This is a genomic window from Pedobacter sp. AC379, from assembly GCF_979258145.1.
In genome coordinates, this window is sequence record NZ_OZ409839.1 from 1,334,990 (window position 1) to 1,361,685 (window position 26,696).

13 protein-coding genes, 4 tRNA genes and 6 rRNA genes are annotated in these 26,696 nt (G+C 42.2%); 15 read left to right on the top strand and 8 right to left on the bottom strand.

The window, feature by feature from the left end:
- Window positions 1-3 precede the first annotated feature (3 nt).
- From ACZZZW_RS05890 to ACZZZW_RS05900, 3 genes are all read right to left on the bottom strand, one after another.
- Window positions 4-777 (bottom strand): TPM domain-containing protein, encoded by a 774-nt coding sequence (locus ACZZZW_RS05890; protein WP_463492557.1) that lies wholly within the window; start codon window positions 775-777, stop codon window positions 4-6.
- Window positions 778-780: 3 nt separating this feature from the next.
- Window positions 781-1,224 (bottom strand): TPM domain-containing protein, encoded by a 444-nt coding sequence (locus tag ACZZZW_RS05895; protein ID WP_055907882.1) that lies wholly within the window; start codon window positions 1,222-1,224, stop codon window positions 781-783.
- An 84-nt stretch (window positions 1,225-1,308) separates the two neighbouring features.
- On the bottom strand, window positions 1,309-1,890 hold the full coding sequence (locus ACZZZW_RS05900) for a LemA family protein (protein ID WP_055907879.1): 582 nt from the start codon (window positions 1,888-1,890) through the stop codon (window positions 1,309-1,311).
- A 586-nt stretch (window positions 1,891-2,476) separates the two neighbouring features.
- Here ACZZZW_RS05900 and ACZZZW_RS05905 point away from each other — a divergent pair.
- Genes ACZZZW_RS05905 through ACZZZW_RS05915 form a run of 3 tightly spaced genes read left to right on the top strand, consistent with a single transcriptional unit; the run spans window position 2,477 to window position 4,918 of the window.
- Window positions 2,477-4,018 (top strand): NAD(P)/FAD-dependent oxidoreductase, encoded by a 1,542-nt coding sequence (locus tag ACZZZW_RS05905; RefSeq protein ID WP_463492558.1) that lies wholly within the window; start codon window positions 2,477-2,479, stop codon window positions 4,016-4,018.
- Window positions 4,019-4,051: 33 nt separating this feature from the next.
- Entirely contained in the window at window positions 4,052-4,519 is a 468-nt protein-coding gene (locus tag ACZZZW_RS05910) for a DinB family protein (protein ID WP_055907874.1), read from the top strand.
- A 39-nt stretch (window positions 4,520-4,558) separates the two neighbouring features.
- A complete protein-coding gene (locus ACZZZW_RS05915) occupies window positions 4,559-4,918 on the top strand; it encodes a CoA-binding protein (protein WP_025145522.1) in 360 nt (119 codons plus the stop codon).
- On the opposite strand, the gene ACZZZW_RS05920 is transcribed toward ACZZZW_RS05915, so the two are convergent.
- Complete coding sequence (locus ACZZZW_RS05920) at window positions 4,915-6,024, bottom strand: acyloxyacyl hydrolase (protein ID WP_463492559.1); 1,110 nt, start codon at window positions 6,022-6,024, stop codon at window positions 4,915-4,917. The genes ACZZZW_RS05915 and ACZZZW_RS05920 overlap by 4 nt on opposite strands.
- Window positions 6,024-6,989 carry a lipid A deacylase LpxR family protein gene (locus ACZZZW_RS05925; protein ID WP_463492560.1) on the bottom strand — a complete coding sequence of 322 codons (966 nt, stop codon included), beginning with the start codon at window positions 6,987-6,989 and terminating at the stop codon, window positions 6,024-6,026. The genes ACZZZW_RS05920 and ACZZZW_RS05925 overlap by 1 nt, the downstream gene beginning before the upstream one ends.
- Window positions 6,990-8,003: 1,014 nt before the next feature.
- On the opposite strand from ACZZZW_RS05925, the gene ACZZZW_RS05930 reads away from it, so the two are divergent.
- The 12 genes from ACZZZW_RS05930 to ACZZZW_RS05985 all read left to right on the top strand — a co-directional run bounded on the left by ACZZZW_RS05930 (window position 8,004) and on the right by ACZZZW_RS05985 (window position 23,719).
- Window positions 8,004-9,525, top strand: a 16S ribosomal RNA gene (locus ACZZZW_RS05930).
- Between the two features lie 256 nt (window positions 9,526-9,781).
- A tRNA-Ile gene (locus tag ACZZZW_RS05935) sits at window positions 9,782-9,859 on the top strand.
- A gap of 80 nt (window positions 9,860-9,939) precedes the next feature.
- Window positions 9,940-10,013: transfer RNA gene (locus ACZZZW_RS05940), tRNA-Ala, on the top strand.
- Between the two features lie 512 nt (window positions 10,014-10,525).
- Window positions 10,526-13,400 (top strand): 23S ribosomal RNA (locus ACZZZW_RS05945).
- Between the two features lie 140 nt (window positions 13,401-13,540).
- Window positions 13,541-13,652, top strand: a 5S ribosomal RNA gene (gene rrf, locus ACZZZW_RS05950).
- Together the 16S, 23S and 5S rRNA genes with 2 tRNA genes alongside form the textbook arrangement of a ribosomal RNA operon.
- A gap of 391 nt (window positions 13,653-14,043) precedes the next feature.
- Entirely contained in the window at window positions 14,044-14,910 is an 867-nt protein-coding gene (locus ACZZZW_RS05955; RefSeq protein WP_055912206.1) for a DUF808 domain-containing protein, read from the top strand.
- A 910-nt stretch (window positions 14,911-15,820) separates the two neighbouring features.
- Window positions 15,821-17,342 (top strand): 16S ribosomal RNA (locus ACZZZW_RS05960).
- 257 nt (window positions 17,343-17,599) lie between these two features.
- Window positions 17,600-17,677 (top strand) — tRNA-Ile (locus tag ACZZZW_RS05965).
- Window positions 17,678-17,757: 80 nt separating this feature from the next.
- Window positions 17,758-17,831: transfer RNA gene (locus ACZZZW_RS05970), tRNA-Ala, on the top strand.
- A gap of 493 nt (window positions 17,832-18,324) precedes the next feature.
- Window positions 18,325-21,199, top strand: a 23S ribosomal RNA gene (locus ACZZZW_RS05975).
- Window positions 21,200-21,339: 140 nt separating this feature from the next.
- Window positions 21,340-21,451 (top strand): 5S ribosomal RNA (gene rrf / locus ACZZZW_RS05980).
- A 501-nt stretch (window positions 21,452-21,952) separates the two neighbouring features.
- Window positions 21,953-23,719, top strand: a complete 1,767-nt coding sequence (locus ACZZZW_RS05985; protein ID WP_463492561.1) for a S8 family serine peptidase — start codon at window positions 21,953-21,955, stop codon at window positions 23,717-23,719.
- Between the two features lie 18 nt (window positions 23,720-23,737).
- On the opposite strand, the gene ACZZZW_RS05990 is transcribed toward ACZZZW_RS05985, so the two are convergent.
- Genes ACZZZW_RS05990 through ACZZZW_RS06000 form a run of 3 tightly spaced genes read right to left on the bottom strand, consistent with a single transcriptional unit; the run spans window position 23,738 to window position 26,634 of the window.
- Window positions 23,738-24,520 (bottom strand): polysaccharide deacetylase family protein, encoded by a 783-nt coding sequence (locus ACZZZW_RS05990; RefSeq protein ID WP_463492562.1) that lies wholly within the window; start codon window positions 24,518-24,520, stop codon window positions 23,738-23,740.
- A gap of 1 nt (window position 24,521) precedes the next feature.
- Entirely contained in the window at window positions 24,522-25,454 is a 933-nt protein-coding gene (locus ACZZZW_RS05995; protein WP_463492563.1) for a glycosyltransferase family 2 protein, read from the bottom strand.
- Window positions 25,447-26,634: a glycosyltransferase family 87 protein gene (locus ACZZZW_RS06000; protein WP_463492564.1), complete on the bottom strand. Its 1,188-nt coding sequence runs from the start codon at window positions 26,632-26,634 to the stop codon at window positions 25,447-25,449. Before ACZZZW_RS06000 ends, ACZZZW_RS05995 begins: the two co-directional genes overlap by 8 nt.
- Window positions 26,635-26,696: the final 62 nt, after the last annotated feature.

Consider the following 26,696-nt stretch of genomic DNA (forward strand, 5'->3'; position numbering starts at 1 on the left):
TGACTACCAGCTTCCACTGCTTCCGCCACCGCCGAAACTTCCTCCTCCAAAGCCGCCAAATCCACCGCCGCCTCCGCCAGAAGAACCGCCTCCCCAGCCACCGCTGCTTCGGCCACCGCCACCGCTTCCAAAAAGCATGGCCCAAAATAAAGCATTAGATGCTCCTCGACCGCCAATTACTTCGCTTCCGCCTCCACCACCTTTGCGCATAATAATGATGATGATAATAACAATAATGATAATAATAACGATACTGCCTGAGCCGCCTTTCTTTGAAGAAGCTTTTGGATTGTCATTTTTATATTCGCCTCTGGTATATTTTATAATGGAAGTGGTACCCTCGTCTAAACCGGCATAATAATTTCCTGCTTTAAAATTGGGTTTAATGTCATTATCTATAATACGTTTGGCGTAAATATCGGGTAAGGCACCTTCTAAACCATAGCCGGTTTGTATCGAGATTTTTCGGTCGCCTACAGCCACAACGATCATAATGCCGTTGTTTTTGCCACTTTGTCCAACGCCCCATTTTCTCCCCAATTCTACAGCATATTCATTAATGTCGTAATCACCTACAGATTTTAATATGGCTATAGCTATCTGAGTAGATGAAGAATCGTTAAAGGTTACCAATTTATTTTCGAGCGCCTGTTTTTGCTCTGTAGATAATACATTGGCATAATCATTAACCAACGTACTTGGCTTTTCCGGAAAATCTTGCGCAAAAGCAAAAGTGAATAGTAAACTAAACAGTGATAAAAGGAATATTTTCTTCATCTTTTATTTGTTCTCTAGGTTATCCATAAAAACAATATCATTTGGCAACTCATTAATATCACCTTTTTGAGGAGGGAAAAATAAAGCCAGCTTTTCTCCAGCCAAGGCAACACCGGCAATAATGCCATCTCCTAAATTGCCTTTTGCAAAGTGCGCCGTCATCGCAACTTTTGTGGTTTCCCAAAAATTTTGTGGTACCACCTGGTTAATTCCAACGTCGCCAATAATGGCAAATTTATGATCGGCATGTGCCAGATAAATCAATACGCCATTTCTTTTGGCTGTTTTATCCATATCAAGTTTTGCAAAATATTCGATGGCTTTTTCATATGGATCACCCTCGCAATGTTTATCAATAGCGATCCTGATTTCTCCTGAAGTTGCTTTTTCGGCATTGGAAATCGCATCAGCTATTTTTTCCTGTTCAATATCTGAAAATAAAGGCATGTGTATATTTTATATGAAGTAAAAAGGGTAATAAATGTTCAGTTAAATAAACATTTACTACCCTTATCTATTGTACTTAAAAAATTAAAATTCTACTTTGGGTGCATCTTTAGCAGAAGCATCTGCTTCAAAATATCCTTTTGGTTTAAAACCGAACATACCTGCAGTTAAATTGGTAGGGAACGACCTTATTTTACCATTATACTCCTGTACAGCATCATTAAAATCCTTACGTGCAACAGTAATTCTGTTTTCAGTACTTTCCAACTGAGCAGATAAATCGCTAAACTGTTGTGTAGCCCTCAATTCCGGATAATTTTCTGTAATAGATAATAATTTTCCTAAAGCCTGGCTTAATTGCCCTTGAGCAGCCTGGTATTTCTGAATGTTTTCTGGGGTTAATTCATCAGCCTTAACCGTCATCTGTGTTGCTTTGGCACGGGCCTCTGTTACGGCAGTTAAAGTACCTTGTTCAAATTTTGCTGCACCTTTAACGGTAGCTACAAGGTTAGGAATTAAATCTGCCCTTCTTTGATATTGGGTTTGTACAGTTCCCCATTTCGATTTAACGTTCTCATCCAATTTAACCATGCTGTTGTAACCGCATGAACTTAAAGTGCTAACCGCAATTACTGCAGCAAGAATTCCAAATATTAATCTTTTCATTTTTATGGTTTTTGTCTTTTATCGAATTGAATTATGGTCAATTTACGAATTAGATATCAAAATGCATGCCTTTGTTACAGTTTAGGTATTTATCTGACAGCTTGACAAGAAACTACTTAAATTTAACAAGGAAAAATCAGGATATTTTGATTAGGTAATTTGAGTATATAAGCCTGTTCTTTTTTTGGGAGCGCAAAGCTTTTCGCTTTTTTGTATGGTTGTCCCGCTCTTTGCTTTATCCCGATAGAAAACTTGTGAAACAAGCAAGCACACCAAATATAACATAAACCAGTGCTTAAATCGGGATGCGCGCTCCGATCGGGGCTATAAACTTAGGTTCGTAGCACTGAAAACCGGCATAGTAGCAGAAAATAACCCCATTAAACCCGATCGGAGCGAGATGCCGATTTCTTCAATCGGCAGAAGCGGAGCGGGACTGTAGTTTCCAATGAAATACTGCAATTGCTTTCCAAAAAAAATAAAAGCATTACTTAGTATGCTAATAGTTTTTATTCATATGCTAAATCATCAAATATGCTGTCAGATATCTATCTTTGTAGCGTTCGGGATAAAAACCCGACATGTTATGCAAAAAGACATCGAAATTACAATGCTCCCTCATGAGGTAGAGCAAACCGAGCTGATCAACCAAAAACTTGCTCAAGCTTTAAAGCTACCCGAAGCTAGAATCAACGGCTACGAAATTCTTAAAAGATCGATTGATGCCCGTTCCCGAAAAGTTATCTTCCGCCTTCAAATAAGGGTTTTTGTTGATGAAGAAGCCATCCCGGAAGTGTATACAATAAATTATCCAAATGTAAGTGCGGCTAAACCCGTAATTATCATTGGAGCTGGTCCGGCAGGATTATTTGCTGCCTTGCAATGTATCGAAAATGGATTGAAACCAATTATTATCGAGCGTGGTAAAGATGTAAAACAGCGACGCAGAGATTTAGCTGCCATTAACAAACAAGGATTGGTAAATACCGAATCTAATTATTGTTATGGAGAGGGAGGTGCGGGTACTTACTCAGACGGTAAATTATATACCCGATCCAATAAACGTGGCGATATTAATAAAGTGCTTCAGGTTTTTGTAAATCACGGCGCAGAGCCTGATATTGCCATAGATGCCCGTCCGCATATCGGTACAAACAAACTTCCGCATATTATCACTTCCATTAAAGATACGATTTTAAATGCTGGGGGTGAGGTGATGTTCGATAGCCAGATGACTGATATTTTGGTCGAATTTGGTAAAGTAAAAGGAATAGAAATCAATTTTGAAGAAAAGCTGTTTGCCGACGAGGTTATCCTTGCCACCGGTCATTCAGCTAGAGATATATATGAACTTTTAAACCGTAAAAATATCCTGATCGAGGCCAAGCCTTTTGCCTTGGGTGTAAGGATTGAGCATCCTCAGGAAATTATTGATGCCGCACAATACCATTGCGATATCCGTTCAGAATTTTTACCGCCGGCATATTACAGCTTGGTAGAACAGGTAGGTAGCCGTGGTGTATTTTCTTTTTGTATGTGTCCCGGAGGAATTATCGCTCCCTGTGCTACAGGCGAAAATGAAATTGTAGTTAACGGCTGGTCGCCATCAAAGCGTAATAATCCATATGCCAATTCTGGTACTGTGGTTCAGGTTACTTTGGATGATGTTCAGGGCTATGATCCCTTAAGGATGTTGCATTTCCAATCAGAAATTGAAAAAATGGCTTTTGAGGCTGGTGGAGGTAACTTGGTAGCACCCGCACAACGCATGGTCGATTTCGTAAACAATAAGTTATCTATCGATCTGCCGAAAAATTCATATCTCCCAGGTACCAAAAGTTCAATGCTCGATAATATTTTACCCAATTTTGTATCCGATAGTTTGCGTGCAGCACTGCCTTTGTTCGGCAAAAAGATAAAAGGTTATTATACAAACGAGGCAATTTTAGTTGGGGTAGAGAGTAGAACATCTTCACCGGTCAGAATTCCCAGAGATAAAGAAACCTATCAGCATCCACAGGTAAAGGGTTTGTATCCTTGTGCCGAAGGGGCCGGTTATGCAGGTGGAATTGTATCGGCGGCAATAGATGGCATTAATTGTGCAAATGCAATATTAAGCGCATCATAACAAACTTTATATTGTACCAATTGTTGTTTTGGTATGTTTAATATCACGAATGAAATAAAAAAAGCCTTTAATGGCGATGCATGGCACGGTAATCATGTGATGCAAACGCTTAATAACGTTAATCCCGAAAGTGCATTTAGTCATTTTGTTCCAGGTGCCCATTCTATTGCTGAAATTGCCCTGCATTTAACCGCATGGACGGAAGAAGTTTCTTCAAGATTAACAGGTAAACCAGCTGAAGAACCTGCAATGGGTGATTGGCCTGAGCCAGAAGGTAGAACACCAAAAGATTGGGAGCGGATTATCTTCAATTTTAAAATCGCAAATGAAGAATTGATCAGGGTTTGCGAAGCAATTAAAGATAACCAGTGGGATGATGAAGTGAAAAGCGAGCGAAACCCAGCTTTAGGAACAGCTGTAACCAACGTAGAACTTGTAAGTGGATTGGCACAGCACCATGCCTATCATTCGGGGCAAATTGCTTTACTTTCCAAGTTTTAATCTCTGTAATACTCAAACTGTTATTCAATTTAATAAAAAATGAAAAAGACCCTAATTATAGGTGCATCGCCAGATCCATCAAGATACGCATATAAAGCAGCAAATATGCTCAAACGTTTTAACCACGAAATTGTAAATGTTGGGATAAAAAAAGGAGAGGTTGCGGGGGTAGAGATAGAAAAACCCGGCGAAATTTACAACGATATTGATACAATCACCTTATATATCGGTCCTGCGCTGCAGCCACAATACCACGATTACATTTTGGCAACTAAGCCTAAACGCGTAATTTTTAATCCAGGTACCGAGAATTATGAACTCGAAAAACTTCTGGATCAGCATGATATAGAGCCAGTTGAAGCATGCACCTTAGTATTGTTAAGTACAGGGCAATATTAAAACCTGTAAACGATACCCCAGTTAACATAATCTGCCTGGGCAAAGTGCATATAAGTTTTTGCTTGTAAACCCAAATGTGGCGTAATGTTATAAGTGGGACCGAATGTCCAGTACCATGTTGCTTTTTCCATTAACCTATTATAATGGATATACTTCCCGATTTGAGCTGCAACTGTAATACGCCATAAATTAATATCTGCACCCACACTAATACCTGTACGCCATTTATCATACGATGAGCCGTAATTCTGGAAAGTACCGGCATAATTGTTCGGATCAAAAGTGGTGAAATAATAAACTGCATCTGCTCCTGCTTTCAACGATATTACATCGTTAAGGTAGAAATTGTAACCAGCATACAATCCGCTTTTATATAAGCTTTTTGTGCGGTCGCCAAATAATCCCCTTGCACCTAAACCAGCACTAACCTCAACAGAATTTCTTTGGAGCGTAGTATATGTACTCTTCCGCTCAGCTGTTAATGCCTTTTGATTGTTTAGTTTAAGCCCGATGTAAACATTTCCGGTATTCAATCCACCATTAGGAACAGTTGCTCCACCGTTAGATACATGCAAAAAACCAAAGCCAGCCATTAAATCAGAATATTTACTTATCGGCAGTTCTATGCCCAAATCAGCTTTTATCGTTTCATTAATAGGGCTTCCTAAAAATCTGTTTTTAGTGTTGTTATAATAATACTTATTGGTATAGCCCAGGCCAACACCCGGTGTAAAGTTAAATTTGACTTTCCCAATTTTAAACAACTCAAAATCCATTTGTGCAACCAGGCCATATACCTGCCCGAACGCATGTTCAGAAGTATCCTTAGTACCCTTTAGTTTACTCAGATCTCTGAAAATAAAACCAATCCCGTATGATTTTGCTCCAATAAAATCAATCCATTTATCGCTGTTCTGGCTAATATCTTTAAAATAAGCCGCATCAAAACCCGTAATCTGATCCTGAAATAAGTGTCCTTGGTCGCTATTTACGTGCGTACCAAATACAGGCTTCAAAATAATCGAATGATTTTCTGGCGCAATTTGAGCTTTCGCAAATGTGAAGCCAGTTAGAACTATAACTAAAATGAGTAAATTTTTTTTCATTAGCTTTTACTAAAACGGTAAGCAAGACTATAAAAGGCGTAGCGATAGCCAGTAGCACTATTTTTAACCTCGTTAGAAGTAAAGGTAGCAGTATAATTGGCCGTCCAACGTGCAATAGCAAAAGTTAAACCAACCTGTGTGGTAAATACTATAGGTTTCGGTTTAAAGGTAATTGGGCCCTTATCATTTAAAAATAAGCCACCCTGTAAACTGGAATCAAAAGCAATAGCATGTAACTGCGGACTTACAGAAAGAAAAAGCTCATACTTGCGTTGCGCCTTGTTTACATTATTATTACTTACCAAACTGTTAAAAGCAGCTGAGCCATCCATATCATTAAATCTGCCCAAACGGAACATTGCGCCTAGGTTTGCTTTCGTAATTACATTGCCAAGTGCAGCCGAAGCAGTTCCGGTAACATCAAATATTTTATTATTTGTTTCAATCAGAAGATTATTATATTCTGCACCCAGATTTAACGTAGGTTCGCTATTTAAGCCGTATTCCCAACCCTCAATTTGATTTTGACCAACTAATTTATGAAATGCTTTCTGAAATTGTTCACCCAGGGCATCTTTACCCGTAATTCCAATCTGTGCAGAAACCTTAAGCATCTGTTTATTGGTGTAGTAACGGCTATAATTTGCCTCGCCATAAAGATAAGCTGTAAACGGGCGATCGTGCAGCGCAGGGTTTGGTACAAAACTATAATAAGGGTTATATATTTTTTGACCAAGTTCGAAACCGATAATCTCCTTGCTTCTTCCCGTTTTTAAATTTTCTCCGTTTAATGCATGCCTATATTTAATAAATGCGCCATTAGTATAATAGCGGTCACTTGTAATATCTATGTAAGCGTCGTTTTCAGAAATAATAACAAGCTCGTTTTTGTAATTTTGAGCATAACTAGCCTCAACTATTCCGATAAAAAGGAGAGAAAGGTTGAGTTTGAATAGGAACTTCATGTTTTTTTTGGGATAATTATAATAAAAGCATAAAAGTATTAAATATTGTTTAAATTTTTTGTTACGATATAGGTAGGCATAAAGGATTTGTAAGCTTTAATATATGTTGTAGAATTTCAGAAATCCACCAATGTGTTTATTGTTATCTGTAAAGCCTGTTCCTTTGCTACGATATAAGTTTCTTCCCGCGTTTCATTACAAGTCCTCACTGCGCTGCGGGCTTTTCATTTTAATCGGGTTTATTTTGCAGGGTTTTCCGGTAACCTGAAACAGCTGGGCGCAGATTGAACCTTGCAATCCCTATGAACAAAGCCCCTATAAACACGTTAACTTCCAAAAAGTTTGCCTTCCCCATTAAATTTTTCTTTCTGAAAACCATCAAGTTACGTCGGACCTGTGGATATTCCGTGGATTTTCTTTGCGGATAAGCTGAAATTACCTACTTTTGCATCCCGCTTCGGAGGAAGGGTTTTGAATGAAAGGATGGCAGAGGGTGATGATGGGGCAATATTTATTTTAAAATAAATATTGCGGGTGAGGAAAAGATTGCTACCTTTGCAGCCCGCTCCGGAAGGACGGAAAGCTGAATAAAATCAGCAAGTTGAAATAAGGGGAAAGGAAAAAAGAGAATCAAAAAATAAAATCTATTTTATTTGGAAGTTTGAAAAAGATCCTTACCTTTGCACTCCCAACCGAAAGGAAGGGCAAAAAGCTGAGCAGCGGATGTTGCGGAAAGCAAACAGAAAAAAGATTGAAACGGATGAAACACGGGGAAGACGAAGAAGACTTTTCCAAACTGAAACCGAAGATATATAAAATGGCCGGCCGTGAGGTTACCGGGTCAATAAGTTCTTAAAAGAGATGTCAATGTAGCGTAGCGAGGTAATGGAGTACCGATCAAAGTACATGATTACGTAGCTTTATTTTAAAGGTGGTGTCTAACAGACAACATAACAAAAAAGAAGACTATTTTTAACAATAGTTAAAACTGGTCAGCATCTTACAACACATTTTACAATGGAGAGTTTGATCCTGGCTCAGGATGAACGCTAGCGGCAGGCCTAATACATGCAAGTCGAACGAGATTGTCCAGCTTGCTGGATTTGAAAGTGGCGCACGGGTGCGTAACGCGTATGCAACCTACCTTAATCTGGGGGATAGCCCGGAGAAATCCGGATTAATACCGCATAAAATCACAGGATGGCATTATCCAATGATCAAACATTTATGGGATTGAGATGGGCATGCGTGTCATTAGCTAGTTGGCGGGGTAACGGCCCACCAAGGCGACGATGACTAGGGGATCTGAGAGGATGGCCCCCCACACTGGTACTGAGACACGGACCAGACTCCTACGGGAGGCAGCAGTAAGGAATATTGGTCAATGGAGGCAACTCTGAACCAGCCATGCCGCGTGCAGGAAGACTGCCCTATGGGTTGTAAACTGCTTTTATCCGGGAATAAACCTTTCTACGTGTAGGAAGCTGAATGTACCGGAAGAATAAGGATCGGCTAACTCCGTGCCAGCAGCCGCGGTAATACGGAGGATCCAAGCGTTATCCGGATTTATTGGGTTTAAAGGGTGCGTAGGCGGCCTGTTAAGTCAGGGGTGAAAGACGGTAGCTCAACTATCGCAGTGCCCTTGATACTGATGGGCTTGAATGGACTAGAGGTAGGCGGAATGAGACAAGTAGCGGTGAAATGCATAGATATGTCTCAGAACACCGATTGCGAAGGCAGCTTACTATGGTCTTATTGACGCTGAGGCACGAAAGCGTGGGGATCAAACAGGATTAGATACCCTGGTAGTCCACGCCCTAAACGATGAACACTCGCTGTTGGCGGTACACAGTCAGCGGCTAAGCGAAAGCGTTAAGTGTTCCACCTGGGGAGTACGCTCGCAAGAGTGAAACTCAAAGGAATTGACGGGGGCCCGCACAAGCGGAGGAGCATGTGGTTTAATTCGATGATACGCGAGGAACCTTACCCGGGCTTGAAAGTTAGTGAATCATTTAGAGATAAATGAGTGAGCAATCACACGAAACTAGGTGCTGCATGGCTGTCGTCAGCTCGTGCCGTGAGGTGTTGGGTTAAGTCCCGCAACGAGCGCAACCCCTATGTTTAGTTGCCAGCACGTTAAGGTGGGGACTCTAAACAGACTGCCTGTGCAAACAGAGAGGAAGGAGGGGACGACGTCAAGTCATCATGGCCCTTACGTCCGGGGCTACACACGTGCTACAATGGACGGTACAGAGGGCAGCTAGCCGGCAACGGTATGCGAATCTCACAAAGCCGTTCACAGTTCGGATTGGGGTCTGCAACTCGACCCCATGAAGTTGGATTCGCTAGTAATCGCGTATCAGCAATGACGCGGTGAATACGTTCCCGGGCCTTGTACACACCGCCCGTCAAGCCATGGAAGTTGGGGGTACCTAAAGTATGTAACCGCAAGGAGCGTCCTAGGGTAAAACCGATAACTGGGGCTAAGTCGTAACAAGGTAGCCGTACCGGAAGGTGCGGCTGGAATACCTCCTTTCTGGAGTAGCACCGCCTACTCGCCACGCAACATGATATTTCGAACAAGGTAAAAGGTAAAAGACCAAAGCTGAAAGGCAGCGGGCACAGATACCGGATACTTTAAAAAAAACAAGAGAAAAAAGAAACACCCAGAAGAAAACGGTGGGCTGCTATAAAGGCAAGCGCAACGGAGACATGAAGGGTAAGCCAAAAAGGGAAGCAGTAGCGGTAAGATACTATATACTGCAACTATTAAGCCTACCTTAAAATCAAGAAGTCCCGTAGCTCAGCCTGGTTAGAGCACTACACTGATAATGTAGGGGTCTCCAGTTCAAATCTGGACGGGACTACCATTGAAGTTTACAATTGGCGGTTTGCAGTAGACAGTTGTCATAACTGAAAACTGAAAACTGGAAACTGAAAACTGCACTCTGGGGGATTAGCTCAGCTGGCTAGAGCGCCTGCCTTGCACGCAGGAGGTCAACGGTTCGACTCCGTTATTCTCCACAATAAGAGTTTCAGCGGATGGCGCTGGAGCGTCCCGATAGCTATCGGGAAGGTCAACGGTTCGACTCCGTTATTCTCCACCATTAAGGTTGAGGGTTTAAGGTAGAGGGTATAGGGTAAAACCTATAGTTGAAACAAACCACAACATATACACACTTTATTACCGGGATAGGTAATATACATTGACATAAAGATTAAGAAAACAAGAAACGCCATGGGGCACATATATATAAAGATATATATGGAACGGTTCGAGACCGCAGTTTTTTACTAACGGAGCTGAAACGGAGCTTAGGTTGGGGACAATGAAACCCTCCGCCTTTATACCTTCGGCCTTCAGCCTCAGTAAAGTTCTTTGACATATTGGAAGAAGTTAAAAAAGAAGAGCAAACAACAATAGGCGACTGTTGTGTTTGTGCTCGCTTAAAGGGATCGCAAGAAACCGATAAGTATGAGACATCATGACAAGAGCAAAAAAAGCATACCATATGGCGCAAAAGGCATATGAGTAGAAGAAAGTAATAAAGAGTACACGGGGGATGCCTTGGCTCTCAGAGGCGATGAAGGACGTGATAAGCTGCGATAAGCTTCGGGTATTTGCAAATAGGAACTGATCCGAAGATTTCCGAATGGGGCAACCCGGCTAGTTGAAGACTAGTCACATATAATGAGCAAACCTGCCGAACTGAAACATCTAAGTAAGCAGAGGAAGAGAAAATAACAATGATTTCCTAAGTAGTGGCGAGCGAAAGGGAAAGAGCCCAAACCTACTTTGTTACGGCAAAGTGGGGGTTGTAGGACTACGATGTGGCATTGGTAAACAGAAGTGGAACGGGATGGGAAGCCCGGCGAGACAAGGTGATAGCCCTGTACACGTATAGAATACCAGTCTAGTAGTATCCTGAGTACCGCGAGGTCGGAGACGCCTTGTGGGAATCTGCCGGCACCATCCGGTAAGGCTAAATACTCCTGAGAGACCGATAGTGAACCAGTACCGTGAGGGAAAGGTGAAAAGAACCCCGAACAGGGGAGTGAAATAGAACCTGAAACCGTGTACTTACAAGCGGTCGGAGCATCCAAGTGGTGTGACGGCGTGCCTTTTGCATAATGAGCCTACGAGTTACTCCTCTCTGGCAAGGTTAAGTGCTTCAGGCACGGATCCGAAGCGAAAGCGAGTCTGAACAGGGCGTATAGTCAGAGGGGGTAGACGCGAAACCTTGTGATCTACCCATGGACAGGTTGAAGGTGCGGTAACACGTACTGGAGGACCGAACCGATAAACGTTGAAAAGTTTCCGGATGATCTGTGGGTAGGGGTGAAAGGCTAATCAAACTGGGAAATAGCTCGTACTCCCCGAAATGTTTTTAGGAACAGCGTGGATATTAAGTTTCATAGAGGTAGAGCTACTGATTGGGTGCGGGGGAGTCAAATCCTACCAAATCCAGACAAACTCCGAATGCTATGAAATATGATCTGCAGTGAGGCGCGGGGTGCTAAGGTCACGCGCCGAGAGGGAAAGAACCCAGACCATCAGCTAAGGTCCCCAAGTGACAGTTAAGTTGAACTAACGAGGTCCGATTGCACAGACAGCTAGGATGTTGGCTTGGAAGCAGCCATTCATTTAAAGAGTGCGTAACAGCTCACTAGTCGAGCGATCGGGCATGGATAATAAACGGGCATTAAACTGTTCACCGAAGCTATGGGATTGAAATATATCGGTAGGGGAGCATTCTATATGCAGCGAAGGTATCTGGTAATGGGTGCTGGAGCGTATAGAAAAGCAAATGTAGGCATAAGTAACGATAAGGCGGGAGAGAAACCCGCCCACCGAAAGGATAAGGTTTCCTGATCAACGCTAATCGGATCAGGGTCAGTCGGGACCTAAGGAGAACCCGAAGGGGAAATTCGATGGACAACTGGTTAATATTCCAGTACTTTTTATAACTGCGATGTGGGGACGGAGTAGTGACACTGCCGCGATCTGACGGAATAGATCGTTAAAGGCCGTAGGTATATCGATGGTAGGCAAATCCGCCAACGATGCTGAAAGCTGATAGTACCGCGAGCCTTCGGGTAAGCGGATAGCGCAGGTAATCAGACTTCCAAGAAAAACCGCTAAGCTTCAGGTTATAAAAACCCGTACCGCAAACCGACACAGGTATCCGGGAAGAGGATTCTAAGGTGCTCGAGTGAATCATGGCTAAGGAACTCGGCAAAATGGCCCTGTAACTTCGGGAGAAGGGGCGCTTGCAGCAATGTAAGCCGCAGTGAAAAGGCCCAGGCGACTGTTTAACAAAAACACATGGCTTTGCAAAATCGAAAGATGAGGTATAAGGCCTGACACCTGCCCGGTGCTGGAAGGTTAAGAGGGGATGTCATCGTAAGAGAAGCATTGAATCGAAGCCCCAGTAAACGGCGGCCGTAACTATAACGGTCCTAAGGTAGCGAAATTCCTTGTCGGGTAAGTTCCGACCTGCACGAATGGTGTAACGATCTGGGCGCTGTCTCAGCCATGAGCTCGGTGAAATTGTGGTCCCGGTGAAGACGCCGGGTACCCGCAACGGGACGGAAAGACCCCATGCACCTTCACTACAATTTAACATTGACATTGGATACAGGATGTGTAGGATAGGTGGGAGGCTTTGAAGCGGCGTCGCTAGGCGTCGTGGAGCCAACGTTGAAATACCACCCTTTCTGTATTCGGTGTCTAATCCCGCCAAGCGGGAGACATTGTTTGATGGGTAGTTTGACTGGGGTGGTCGCCTCCAAAAAGGTAACGGAGGCTTTCAAAGGTAAGCTCAGTACGCTTGGTAACCGTACGCGGAGTGCAATAGCATAAGCTTGCTTGACTGTGAGACAGACAAGTCGATCAGGGTCGAAAGACGGATATAGTGATCCGGTGGTTCTGCATGGAAGGGCCATCGCTCAAAGGATAAAAGGTACGCTGGGGATAACAGGCTGATCTCCCCCAAGAGCTCATATCGACGGGGAGGTTTGGCACCTCGATGTCGGCTCGTCACATCCTGGGGCTGGAGAAGGTCCCAAGGGTTCGGCTGTTCGCCGATTAAAGTGGCACGCGAGCTGGGTTCAGAACGTCGCGAGACAGTTCGGTCCCTATCTGTTGTGGGCGTAGGAATTTTGAGTGGGGCTGACCTTAGTACGAGAGGACCGGGTTGGACCAGCCTCTAGTGAATCTGTTGTTCCGCCAGGGGCATTGCAGAGTAGCTACGCTGGGAATAGATAAGCGCTGAAAGCATCTAAGTGCGAAACTAGCCACGAGATGAGAATTCCATATAGGACCGTAGAAGACTACTACGTTGATAGGCTACAGATGTAAAGCTGGTGACAGCACAGTCGAGTAGTACTAATCATCCGAAGCTTTCAAAGCAAACAGACTGTTGTTTGTTCTTCATAATAACTTCTTTCAATAATATGTCATTTAAGCGGAAAGCCAAAAGACCAGAGACCAAAGCGGAATACAGAGCTTTAAGCTTTGAGCTTTATCCTTTCAGCTCAAATAAAAATATTTAGGTGCCTATATCGGTGGTGTCCACCTCTTCCCATTCCGAACAGAGAAGTTAAGCCCACCAGAGCCGATGGTACTGCGGTAACACGTGGGAGAGTAGGTCGGTGCCAAATCTTAAAAGAAACCCTTCAGCAGAAATGCTGAAGGGTTTTCTTCGTTTAAGGCAATCCTATCAGCATTTCCAATTTTCTTCCCGACATGAAGATGCACTATGTTGGCTTGGAAACCCTTTCTTCATTACCTTAATTTCTAAATGGTAAAGAGGCTGTTTCCCGCAAATTAATCTGATTTACGAAAAGACTTTACCCGTTTTACTTTTTTGAATAAATGTTCAAACTAAACCATCCTTCCGATGTTCTTGGTTTATCATTTTAAATTTTAGCATAATTACTTCCACTCCTAAATTTAGTTACTCCAGTTTGGATATATTATAACGATAGGGATTTTTAATTTAATAAGATAATCTAAAAAGGAATTGATATTTTGCAACATTAATAATTAGATATGGCTTCGGGTTTTTTTGCGATTTTAGATGATATAGGTGCGTTAATGGATGATGTAGCAGTAACGGCAAAGGTCGCTGCTAAGAAGACTGCTGGAATTTTGGGTGATGACTTAGCCGTGAACGCAGAAAAATCAACTGGTTTTCTTTCATCAAGGGAACTGCCAGTGCTTTGGGCAATCACAAAAGGGTCTTTAGTTAATAAAATTATTATTGTCCCAATAGCATTACTCTTAAATGTTTTTTTTCCCGTAGCGATTAAAGTGATTTTGGTTCTCGGTGGATTATATTTGGCTTTTGAAGGAGTGGAAAAAATAGTAGAATATTTTTTTCATAAGGCCGAATCTTCGCATGCAGAAGCAAAAGAATTAATTCAGGAAGGAGAAGCTGCAGAAAAGGTAAAAATCAGATCTGCCATTACCACTGATTTTATCCTTTCAATAGAAATCGTAATCATCGCATTGGGCAGTGTACTAGATCAAAAACTTGCTATTCAGATTATGACCGTATCTGTTGTCGCTTTATTGGCTACAATTGGTGTTTATGGAATTGTAGCAGCAATTGTTCGAATGGATGATGTTGGTTACAGGTTAATCAAAGCTTACGGTGAAAAGGGGATACTATCACGCATTGGAAAGTTGTTGGTTCAGTCGCTACCAATTATAATTAAAATATTAAGTGTAGTGGGTACCGTGGCATTAATCCTGGTGTCAGGTGGAATATTTGCACATAACATAGCATTTTTACATCATGTTTTCCCTACTTGGCCATCAATTATTAGAGAATTTGGCTTTGGTCTCGTTGCTGGAATTGTTTTGGTTGCAATCATTACTTTAGTTAAAAAATTGATTGTTATTATTAAATCTTAATTCGTAGGGTTTTTATCGATCAATTAACCCATCTTAAAAGGATTTTTATTTTTTTTTGTAAAGTCTATTCCGTACTACTATAAAAGTCAAAAGCAGTAGTCCCGGCGAAAACCCAGGCGCTGCCGCTGCTGTTGGGTTTATCTGGCAGTATTATTTGGTAACTTGAAACAGCTGGGCGCAGATTGAACCTTGCAATCCCCCGAACAAAGTCCCCTCTAAACACGTTAACTTCCAAAAAGTTTGCTCACTCCATTAAATTTTTCTTTCTGAAAACCATACACTTACATTAAACTGTGCGTTTATAGTGATATTTTCTTTGCGGATAAGCTAAAATTCCCTACTTTTGCATCCCGCTTCGGAGGAAGGGTTTTGAATGAAAGGATGGCAGAGGGTGATGATAGGGCAGGATTTATTTTAAAATAAATGTTGCAGGTGAGGAAAAGATTGCTACCTTTGCAGCCCGCTCCGGAAGGACGGAAAGCTGAATAAAATCAGCCTATTGAAATAAGGGAAAGGAAAAAATAGAATTAAAAAATAAAATTTATTTTATTTGGAAGTTTGAAAAAGATCCTTACCTTTGCACTCCCAACCGAAAGGAAGGGCAAAAAGCTGAGCAGCGGATGTTGCGGAAAGCAAACAGAAAAAAGATTGAAACGGATGAAACACGGGGAAGACGAAGAAGACTTTTCCAAACTGAAACCGAAGATATATAAATGACCGGCCGTGAGGTTACCAGGTCAGCAAGTTCTTGAAAGAGATGTCAATGTAGCGTAGCGAGGTAATGGAGTACCGATCAAAGTACATGATTACGTAGCTTTATTTTAAAGGTGGTGTCTAACAGACAACATAACAAAAAAGAAGACTATTTTTAACAATAGTTAAAACTGGTCAGCATCTTACAACACATTTTACAATGGAGAGTTTGATCCTGGCTCAGGATGAACGCTAGCGGCAGGCCTAATACATGCAAGTCGAACGAGATTGTCCAGCTTGCTGGATTTGAAAGTGGCGCACGGGTGCGTAACGCGTATGCAACCTACCTTAATCTGGGGGATAGCCCGGAGAAATCCGGATTAATACCGCATAAAATCACAGGATGGCATTATCCAATGATCAAACATTTATGGGATTGAGATGGGCATGCGTGTCATTAGCTAGTTGGCGGGGTAACGGCCCACCAAGGCGACGATGACTAGGGGATCTGAGAGGATGGCCCCCCACACTGGTACTGAGACACGGACCAGACTCCTACGGGAGGCAGCAGTAAGGAATATTGGTCAATGGAGGCAACTCTGAACCAGCCATGCCGCGTGCAGGAAGACTGCCCTATGGGTTGTAAACTGCTTTTATCCGGGAATAAACCTTTCTACGTGTAGGAAGCTGAATGTACCGGAAGAATAAGGATCGGCTAACTCCGTGCCAGCAGCCGCGGTAATACGGAGGATCCAAGCGTTATCCGGATTTATTGGGTTTAAAGGGTGCGTAGGCGGCCTGTTAAGTCAGGGGTGAAAGACGGTAGCTCAACTATCGCAGTGCCCTTGATACTGATGGGCTTGAATGGACTAGAGGTAGGCGGAATGAGACAAGTAGCGGTGAAATGCATAGATATGTCTCAGAACACCGATTGCGAAGGCAGCTTACTATGGTCTTATTGACGCTGAGGCACGAAAGCGTGGGGATCAAACAGGATTAGATACCCTGGTAGTCCACGCCCTAAACGATGAACACTCGCTGTTGGCGGTACACAGTCAGCGGCTAAGCGAAAGCGTTAAGTGTTCCACCTGGGGAGTACGCTCGCAAGAGTGAAACTCAAAGGAATTGACGGGGGCCCGCACAAGCGGAGGAGCATGTGGTTTAATTCGATGATACGCGAGGAACCTTACCCGGGCTTGAAAGTTAGTGAATCATTTAGAGATAAATGAGTGAGCAATCACACGAAACTAGGTGCTGCATGGCTGTCGTCAGCTCGTGCCGTGAGGTGTTGGGTTAAGTCCCGCAACGAGCGCAACCCCTATGTTTAGTTGCCAGCACGTTAAGGTGGGGACTCTAAACAGACTGCCTGTGCAAACAGAGAGGAAGGAGGGGACGACGTCAAGTCATCATGGCCCTTACGTCCGGGGCTACACACGTGCTACAATGGACGGTACAGAGGGCAGCTAGCCGGCAACGGTATGCGAATCTCACAAAGCCGTTCACAGTTCGGATTGGGGTCTGCAACTCGACCCCATGAAGTTGGATTCGCTAGTAATCGCGTATCAGCAATGACGCGGTGAATACGTTCCCGGGCCTTGTACACACCGCCCGTCAAGCCATGGAAGTTGGGGGTACCTAAAGTATGTAACCGCAAGGAGCGTCCTAGGGTAAAACCGATAACTGGGGCTAAGTCGTAACAAGGTAGCCGTACCGGAAGGTGCGGCTGGAATACCTCCTTTCTGGAGTAGCACCGCCTACTCGCCACGCAACATGATATTTCTAATTAAGGTAAAAGGTAAAAGACCAAAGCTGAAAGGCGGAGGGCACAGATACCGGATACTTTAAAAAACACAAGAGAAAAAAGAAACACCCAGAAGAAAACGGTGGGCTGCTATAAAGGCAAGCGCAACGGAGACATGAAGGGTAAGCCAAAAAGGGAAGCAGTAGCGGTAAGATACTATATACTGCAACTGTTAAGCCTACCTTAAAATCAAGAAGTCCCGTAGCTCAGCCTGGTTAGAGCACTACACTGATAATGTAGGGGTCTCCAGTTCAAATCTGGACGGGACTACCATTGAAGTTTACAATTGGCGGTTTGCAGTTGACAGTTGTCATAACTGAAAACTGAGAACTGAAAACTGATAACTGCACTCTGGGGGATTAGCTCAGCTGGCTAGAGCGCCTGCCTTGCACGCAGGAGGTCAACGGTTCGACTCCGTTATTCTCCACAATAAGAGTTTCAGCGGATGGCGCTGGAGCGTCCCGATAGCTATCGGGAAGGTCAACGGTTCGACTCCGTTATTCTCCACATTTGAGCATAAAGCTTAAAGACCAAAGCTGAAAGCTTTCAAAAAACACAGAATACATACCTTATTACCGGGATAGGTAATATACATTGACATAAAGATTAAGAAAAGAAGAAACGCCATGGGGCACATACGATCAAAGGTATGGAACGGTTCGAGACCGCAGTTTTTTACTAACGGAGCTGAAACGGAGCTTAGGTTGGGGACAATGAAACCCTCCGCCTTTATACCTTCGGCCTTCAGCCTCAGTAAAGTTCTTTGACATATTGGAAGAAGTTAAAAAAGAAGAGCAAACAACAATAGGCGACTGTTGTGTTTGTGCTCGCTTAAAGGGATCGCAAGAAACCGATAAGTATGAGACATCATGACAAGAGCAAAAAAAGCATACCATATGGCGCAAAAGGCATATGAGTAGAAGAAAGTAATAAAGAGTACACGGGGGATGCCTTGGCTCTCAGAGGCGATGAAGGACGTGATAAGCTGCGATAAGCTTCGGGTATTTGCAAATAGGAACTGATCCGAAGATTTCCGAATGGGGCAACCCGGCTAGTTGAAGACTAGTCACATATAATGAGCAAACCTGCCGAACTGAAACATCTAAGTAAGCAGAGGAAGAGAAAATAACAATGATTTCCTAAGTAGTGGCGAGCGAAAGGGAAAGAGCCCAAACCTACTTTGTTACGGCAAAGTGGGGGTTGTAGGACTACGATGTGGCATTGGTAAACAGAAGTGGAACGGGATGGGAAGCCCGGCGAGACAAGGTGATAGCCCTGTACACGTATAGAATACCAGTCTAGTAGTATCCTGAGTACCGCGAGGTCGGAGACGCCTTGTGGGAATCTGCCGGCACCATCCGGTAAGGCTAAATACTCCTGAGAGACCGATAGTGAACCAGTACCGTGAGGGAAAGGTGAAAAGAACCCCGAACAGGGGAGTGAAATAGAACCTGAAACCGTGTACTTACAAGCGGTCGGAGCATCCAAGTGGTGTGACGGCGTGCCTTTTGCATAATGAGCCTACGAGTTACTCCTCTCTGGCAAGGTTAAGTGCTTCAGGCACGGATCCGAAGCGAAAGCGAGTCTGAACAGGGCGTATAGTCAGAGGGGGTAGACGCGAAACCTTGTGATCTACCCATGGACAGGTTGAAGGTGCGGTAACACGTACTGGAGGACCGAACCGATAAACGTTGAAAAGTTTCCGGATGATCTGTGGGTAGGGGTGAAAGGCTAATCAAACTGGGAAATAGCTCGTACTCCCCGAAATGTTTTTAGGAACAGCGTGGATATTAAGTTTCATAGAGGTAGAGCTACTGATTGGGTGCGGGGGAGTCAAATCCTACCAAATCCAGACAAACTCCGAATGCTATGAAATATGATCTGCAGTGAGGCGCGGGGTGCTAAGGTCACGCGCCGAGAGGGAAAGAACCCAGACCATCAGCTAAGGTCCCCAAGTGACAGTTAAGTTGAACTAACGAGGTCCGATTGCACAGACAGCTAGGATGTTGGCTTGGAAGCAGCCATTCATTTAAAGAGTGCGTAACAGCTCACTAGTCGAGCGATCGGGCATGGATAATAAACGGGCATTAAACTGTTCACCGAAGCTATGGGATTGAAATATATCGGTAGGGGAGCATTCTATATGCAGCGAAGGTATCTGGTAATGGGTGCTGGAGCGTATAGAAAAGCAAATGTAGGCATAAGTAACGATAAGGCGGGAGAGAAACCCGCCCACCGAAAGGATAAGGTTTCCTGATCAACGCTAATCGGATCAGGGTCAGTCGGGACCTAAGGAGAACCCGAAGGGGAAATTCGATGGACAACTGGTTAATATTCCAGTACTTTTTATAACTGCGATGTGGGGACGGAGTAGTGACACTGCCGCGATCTGACGGAATAGATCGTTAAAGGCCGTAGGTATATCGATGGTAGGCAAATCCGCCAACGATGCTGAAAGCTGATAGTACCGCGAGCCTTCGGGTAAGCGGATAGCGCAGGTAATCAGACTTCCAAGAAAAACCGCTAAGCTTCAGGTTATAAAAACCCGTACCGCAAACCGACACAGGTATCCGGGAAGAGGATTCTAAGGTGCTCGAGTGAATCATGGCTAAGGAACTCGGCAAAATGGCCCTGTAACTTCGGGAGAAGGGGCGCTTGCAGCAATGTAAGCCGCAGTGAAAAGGCCCAGGCGACTGTTTAACAAAAACACATGGCTTTGCAAAATCGAAAGATGAGGTATAAGGCCTGACACCTGCCCGGTGCTGGAAGGTTAAGAGGGGATGTCATCGTAAGAGAAGCATTGAATCGAAGCCCCAGTAAACGGCGGCCGTAACTATAACGGTCCTAAGGTAGCGAAATTCCTTGTCGGGTAAGTTCCGACCTGCACGAATGGTGTAACGATCTGGGCGCTGTCTCAGCCATGAGCTCGGTGAAATTGTGGTCCCGGTGAAGACGCCGGGTACCCGCAACGGGACGGAAAGACCCCATGCACCTTCACTACAATTTAACATTGACATTGGATACAGGATGTGTAGGATAGGTGGGAGGCTTTGAAGCGGCGTCGCTAGGCGTCGTGGAGCCAACGTTGAAATACCACCCTTTCTGTATTCGGTGTCTAATCCCGCCAAGCGGGAGACATTGTTTGATGGGTAGTTTGACTGGGGTGGTCGCCTCCAAAAAGGTAACGGAGGCTTTCAAAGGTAAGCTCAGTACGCTTGGTAACCGTACGCGGAGTGCAATAGCATAAGCTTGCTTGACTGTGAGACAGACAAGTCGATCAGGGTCGAAAGACGGATATAGTGATCCGGTGGTTCTGCATGGAAGGGCCATCGCTCAAAGGATAAAAGGTACGCTGGGGATAACAGGCTGATCTCCCCCAAGAGCTCATATCGACGGGGAGGTTTGGCACCTCGATGTCGGCTCGTCACATCCTGGGGCTGGAGAAGGTCCCAAGGGTTCGGCTGTTCGCCGATTAAAGTGGCACGCGAGCTGGGTTCAGAACGTCGCGAGACAGTTCGGTCCCTATCTGTTGTGGGCGTAGGAATTTTGAGTGGGGCTGACCTTAGTACGAGAGGACCGGGTTGGACCAGCCTCTAGTGAATCTGTTGTTCCGCCAGGGGCATTGCAGAGTAGCTACGCTGGGAATAGATAAGCGCTGAAAGCATCTAAGTGCGAAACTAGCCACGAGATGAGAATTCCATATAGGACCGTAGAAGACTACTACGTTGATAGGCTACAGATGTAAAGCTGGTGACAGCACAGTCGAGTAGTACTAATCATCCGAAGCTTTCAAAGCAAACAGACTGTTGTTTGTTCTTCATAATAACTTCTTTCAATAATATGTCATTTAAGCGGAAAGCCAAAAGACCAGAGACCAAAGCGGAATACAGAGCTTTAAGCTTTGAGCTTTATCCTTTCAGCTCAAATAAAAATATTTAGGTGCCTATATCGGTGGTGTCCACCTCTTCCCATTCCGAACAGAGAAGTTAAGCCCACCAGAGCCGATGGTACTGCGGTAACACGTGGGAGAGTAGGTCGGTGCCAAATCTTAAAAGAAACCCTTCAGCAGAAATGCTGAAGGGTTTTCTTCGTTTAAGGCAATCCTATCAGCATTTCCGATTTTCTTCCCGACATGAAGATGCACTATGTTAACTTGGAATCCCTTTCTTCATTACCTTAATTTCTAAATAATAAAGAGGCTGGTCGTGCTGATCTCCGCATATTGTTTTTACCATCATTAAGCTGTTAAGTAAAATTAAGCACTATGTTGGCTTGGAAACCCTTTCTTTATTACCTTTATTTCTAAATGGTTGATGGTTAGGTTCCCGCTGATTACGAAGAGGGTTTTCTTTTCTCTACCATTAAGAAGTTAAGAAAGATTAAGGTATTATATCAAAACAGGCTCTTCCATAAATGTTATGATGAAGAAATATTTCCAACAGATTATGTTGTTGATACACTTCATTATGACTTGTTAAAAAATGTAAAATCTTTCACCCTCAAGGTAATAAAACCGTATTATTGTAGTATTTCGTACATACTATCATAATGAATGTGAACTTTAAGACATTGACTTTTCTTGCTTTAATTTTGTGCATAAACACCTCCGTTTTTGCTCAAAGTAAAAATGTGCAACTTCCGGCAAATTGGTTTAATCTCGATTTGTTAGAAAATGGATATTTCGGAATAAGTACGGAAAAGGCTTATCGCGATATTTTGAAAGATAAAAAGCCAAAGCAAAATATCATTGTGGCTGTAATTGATGGGGGAGTAGATATTAAGCATCCGGACTTACAACGCATATTATGGACGAATAAAAAGGAAATTCCTGGAAACGGAATTGATGATGACGGAAATGGTTACATTGATGATATTCATGGCTGGAATTTTATTGGATCAAAAAAAGGAAATCTCGAGTATGATAACTTAGAATTGGTACGCTTATTAAGAATTTATACACCAAAATATCAATCCACAACCAATCTAACACCTTTGGATAGCAGCCAAAAGGAAGAATTTAAATTGTATAAAAAAATGGTAGGCGACTTCGGGAAAAAGTATGAGGATGCCAGTAACACATTTTCTGTACTTATTGCAATTAACAAAGTTTTGGATTCGGTAGCTAAAATCAATAAAAAGGAAGTACCTACGTTGGAGGATGTTGATCGTTATAAAGCGGATGATGAGACCGAAGAACAGGTAAAAAATATCATCAGAAAAGGATCTAGAGAGGATGGAAGTTTTGATAAATTTTACAAAAGCATCAAAGAAGGTTATAAGCAATATGATGCAATGTTAAAATACAACTTAAATCCTAAATATGATATGCGTGCTGAATTGGTTGGTGATGATTACACCAATCCTTATCAGAAAAACTACGGGAATAATGATGTAAAAGGGCCAGATGCATTCCATGGAACCCATGTATCAGGTATTATAGGTGCAGATCGCACAAACACTGAAGGCATTTTTGGTGTAGCCAATAATGTAAGTATTATGGCTATCCGGGTTGTGCCCACTGGTGATGAACGTGATAAAGATGTAGCCAATGGTATCCGCTATGCGGTAGATAACGGCGCAAAGGTGATTAACATGAGCTTCGGCAAAAGTTATAAATGGGATAAAAAAGCAGTAGATTCTGCTGTTAAATATGCGGAAGAAAAAGGTGTTCTATTGGTGCATGCTGCTGGAAACGACAATCAAAATAATGATTTAGAAGAAAATTATCCTAATAAGTTCTTCGATAGTAAGGAAGCTGAAGCTTATAAACAAGCAAACAAAAAGCCAACTAAACCAGATTTTACACCTCCTAAACCAATGGCACAAAATAATGGAATGGGTATGCGGCCACCTTTCGAAAGGTCGGCATTGATTAAAGCTATTCCGGTAGACACTGCTAAGTTTAATCTCCCACATGCCAGCAATTGGATTGAGGTTGGTGCAAGTGCTTACAAGGATGATGATAACCTTAAAGCAGATTTTTCAAACTATGGTAAATACAATGTAGATGTTTTTGCACCAGGATTTTTAATAAAGTCAAGCGTACCCGACAATAAGTATGAGGAGGCGGATGGTACCAGTATGGCTTCGCCTGTTGTTGCAGGTTTGGCCGCATTAATTTTAAGCTACTATCCGGAATTAAAGCCTGCTCAAATACGTGAGATTCTTATGAAATCCGTTTCAAAAGTTGCACACAAAGTAAAATACAAAAACGAGAAAGGTGAAAATGTTCGGGTACTTTTTAGTGAGGTTTGTGTGAGCGGAGGTATTGTTAATGCCTATAATGCTTTAAAATTGGCTGAAACGTATAAATAGTTCTCAGCTATCGATTTTTTATTTTACAGAAATAGTTTGGATAAACTCCTGAAACGTTCCGAATGTATAATTTTTAACTTTCATCCATGAAATAAGTTTTTCCATGCGTTTAATCATTTTAATGCCGGTATTTTTCCTTACATAAGCGGGGAAACCAAATCTTTCAAAATCTTTCAGGTCAGTAAATTCCCAGGGATGAAAATAAATATTCAAGTATTTATCCTTTTTATAAGTCCAGCTGGCTAATGTTTTATATACGCTTAATGGGAGGTTATGAAAGGAAAGCCAAAACAAAGGAAAACGAATCAGCGGACTTACCGAAGCTGGAATTTGTATTACATTATCCTTAATAAAATGTGTTCTCGAAATATTAAAATTATTGTAACGCCCTGGTAAATAAGTTGGATTAATAGATGTATTATATCTGTATCCGGCTTTTTCAATTTCTTTTTCATCAACAGGCATCATCCTGGCCATTCGGTATCCTGTAATTTCTTTGCCAGAGAGTTCTTCTAATTTAAGTTTAGATTGAAGCAGGTGTTCTGGTTTAAAATCAGAATGATAATAGCCATGGGAAGCGAGTTCGTGACCTGTTTCTGTAATTCGTTTTATCAGATCTGGAATATTTTCGGCAAAAGTAACTGTACAGAAAAACGTGGCTTTCACATTGTATTTATCCAAAATGTCTAAAATGGTAATGGTTCCTTCCCTCGAAATGGAAATCTGATCTTCAAAAGAAATGTCTTTTCCATATTCAAAAGGCATATCAAACTCTTCGATATCAAAACTTAAAAGCACCATTTTATTTATGTTGAATATTTGTTGAACGGATGATGTAATTTGGACGGTTTTTAGATTGCATAAACATTTTACCGACGTAGATGCCAATTATCCCTAAAATGATGAGTTGTAATCCTCCAAAAAAAACAATGGTCATGATTACTGATGCCCAGCCGGAAACTTCAACATTATTTACGAATGCATAAATAATATAGGGAATGTATAGCACCGAAGCGAAAGAAAGGGTGAAACCCAAGTAAACGGCAGAATAAAGCGGTTTTATACTGAAAGAAGTAACACCATGAAGTGCTAGCCTCATCATTTTTTTAAACGTGTATTTACTTTGGCCTGAAAACCGGGCAGCAGGGTTATACCTGATGGCAAATTGTTTAAAACCTAACCATTTCACTAATCCACGCAAAAAAGGCTCATTTTCATGAAAATTTCTAAAAACAGAAACAACTTTTTGGTCGAGCAAACGGAAATCAGCCGCTCCCGGCTCAAGGTCAATATCCGAAAGCCAGTTTAAGGTTTTGTAAAACAGATTCGATGAACTTCTTTTACCTTTTGACAAATTTTTATCTTCTTCACGGATGGTATAGACTACTTCAAAACCTTCCTCCCATTTTTGGAGCATTTGTGGAATCAGCTCTGGTGGATGCTGCATATCACAATCCATAGAAATAACACAATCGCCGAAAGCATGATCCATACCCGCTTTTACTGCCAGTTGATGGCCGAAGTTTTTAGAAAATTCCAGAAAAAATATATTATCTGCGGTTAATGCATGGTCTTTTATTTTTTCTAGGGTATGATCGGCACTTCCGTCATCCACAAGGATAATCTCGTAACGATAATTGATCGTAGAAAAAACATTTTTAATACTTTCTGCAATTACAAAAATATTATCGGCTTCGTTGTAGGCAGGGATTACTATAGAAACTAATTTATTCATTCTCGGCAATCAGATAAGATTTAAAATCTTCTTTCATCATTTGATATATTATGGTTAGCCAAATGATTACGCAAGGTAGGGCTTTAAGGGAATATAGACGAATAAATTCTTTCACTGATTTGGGAAAAATGTCGGTTGGAGATAAGCTGGTTAAGATAAAAGCGAAAACAAACAATGCAATTACCCATACTTTTTTGGGTTTTTGTTGCACCACGAACCAAATGGCAACACCGGCGAATGCGATAATGTAAGTTGGCGATTCCGACCCGCTGCTAAATATAACAGTAAAAATAAGTGTAGATGCGAGAAGCATTAACCTAAAACCTAAATTTTTGTATTGATTGATCCGCAGATATGGTAAACCGAACAAAAGCACACCGCCCAACAAAAATGGTGTATTTGGAATATTTACGTTCCCGGATACTCTTCTCACAATCCCCATTAAAGAAATATCCTGAAAAGATGTTAAAGAAGCATTTATATCATTTTTATGCGCGAGTGAGTGGTACCAATCGGCATAGCATTGAACAATAAATGCTGGTGATGAGAGTGCCATTGGTAATAAAAAGAGTGCGGTGAAAGCAATAAAACAGCCTATAATAAATTTTAATTTATTCTTAGCGAAGAAAAAAAATGCGAGTCCTACAATTCCATAGAGTTTAACAAGCGTGCCAAAGGCAATAAAAAATGCTGATTGTATTTCTTTCTTTTTGATCAGGTAAGAAAAGCTGAGTAATATTATTCCGGTTAGGGCAATGTTGAATTGAAAACTGAATAGGGTAGTTAAAGTTTCGTGAGCACAGATCCAGGCAATTATAGTACGTTTATTTATTGAAATGGGTAGGCTGTAAATACCCCATAGTAATATACATACATTAGAAATGTTCCATAGAATGGCGCCCAAACCATCAGGAAGTAAAGCAAATGGGGCAATAAAAATAGAGAATATGGGTCCGTAGTGGTTACTATCTAAATATTCAGGATAATTGTTATATAAGTTTTGTAAATCTACAGTGTGCCAATATACATATTTAAAAATCAGGTAATTGTTATAAGTATGGTGATGATATTGCTTATAACCTGCTACAATAGCTAATATCAGGTAAATGGCAAAAATGCATTCCTTTTTTAACAGAAATGACGATAGTTTATTAAAATTAGCTTTTTTGAGATTGTTCATTAACGGTTTAGTGTTGCAATATAACCATTTTAACATATCGCATAATCATCTATTGCTTTAAC

What these genes read in the sequence shown, in the direction of transcription:
- ACZZZW_RS05920 (WP_463492559.1), bottom strand. Translation starts at nt 6,024, where the DNA reads ATGAAAAAAAATTTACTCATTTTAGTTATAGTTCTAACTGGCTTCACA.
- ACZZZW_RS05995 (WP_463492563.1), bottom strand. Translation starts at nt 25,454, where the DNA reads ATGAATAAATTAGTTTCTATAGTAATCCCTGCCTACAACGAAGCCGAT.
- ACZZZW_RS06000 (WP_463492564.1), bottom strand. Translation starts at nt 26,634, where the DNA reads ATGAACAATCTCAAAAAAGCTAATTTTAATAAACTATCGTCATTTCTG.
- ACZZZW_RS05985 (WP_463492561.1), top strand. Translation starts at nt 21,953, where the DNA reads ATGAATGTGAACTTTAAGACATTGACTTTTCTTGCTTTAATTTTGTGC.
- ACZZZW_RS05915 (WP_025145522.1), top strand. Translation starts at nt 4,559, where the DNA reads ATGAAAAAGACCCTAATTATAGGTGCATCGCCAGATCCATCAAGATAC.
- ACZZZW_RS05955 (WP_055912206.1), top strand. Translation starts at nt 14,044, where the DNA reads ATGGCTTCGGGTTTTTTTGCGATTTTAGATGATATAGGTGCGTTAATG.
- ACZZZW_RS05890 (WP_463492557.1), bottom strand. Translation starts at nt 777, where the DNA reads ATGAAGAAAATATTCCTTTTATCACTGTTTAGTTTACTATTCACTTTT.
- ACZZZW_RS05990 (WP_463492562.1), bottom strand. Translation starts at nt 24,520, where the DNA reads ATGGTGCTTTTAAGTTTTGATATCGAAGAGTTTGATATGCCTTTTGAA.
- ACZZZW_RS05910 (WP_055907874.1), top strand. Translation starts at nt 4,052, where the DNA reads ATGTTTAATATCACGAATGAAATAAAAAAAGCCTTTAATGGCGATGCA.
- ACZZZW_RS05905 (WP_463492558.1), top strand. Translation starts at nt 2,477, where the DNA reads ATGCAAAAAGACATCGAAATTACAATGCTCCCTCATGAGGTAGAGCAA.
- ACZZZW_RS05900 (WP_055907879.1), bottom strand. Translation starts at nt 1,890, where the DNA reads ATGAAAAGATTAATATTTGGAATTCTTGCTGCAGTAATTGCGGTTAGC.
- ACZZZW_RS05925 (WP_463492560.1), bottom strand. Translation starts at nt 6,989, where the DNA reads ATGAAGTTCCTATTCAAACTCAACCTTTCTCTCCTTTTTATCGGAATA.
- ACZZZW_RS05895 (WP_055907882.1), bottom strand. Translation starts at nt 1,224, where the DNA reads ATGCCTTTATTTTCAGATATTGAACAGGAAAAAATAGCTGATGCGATT.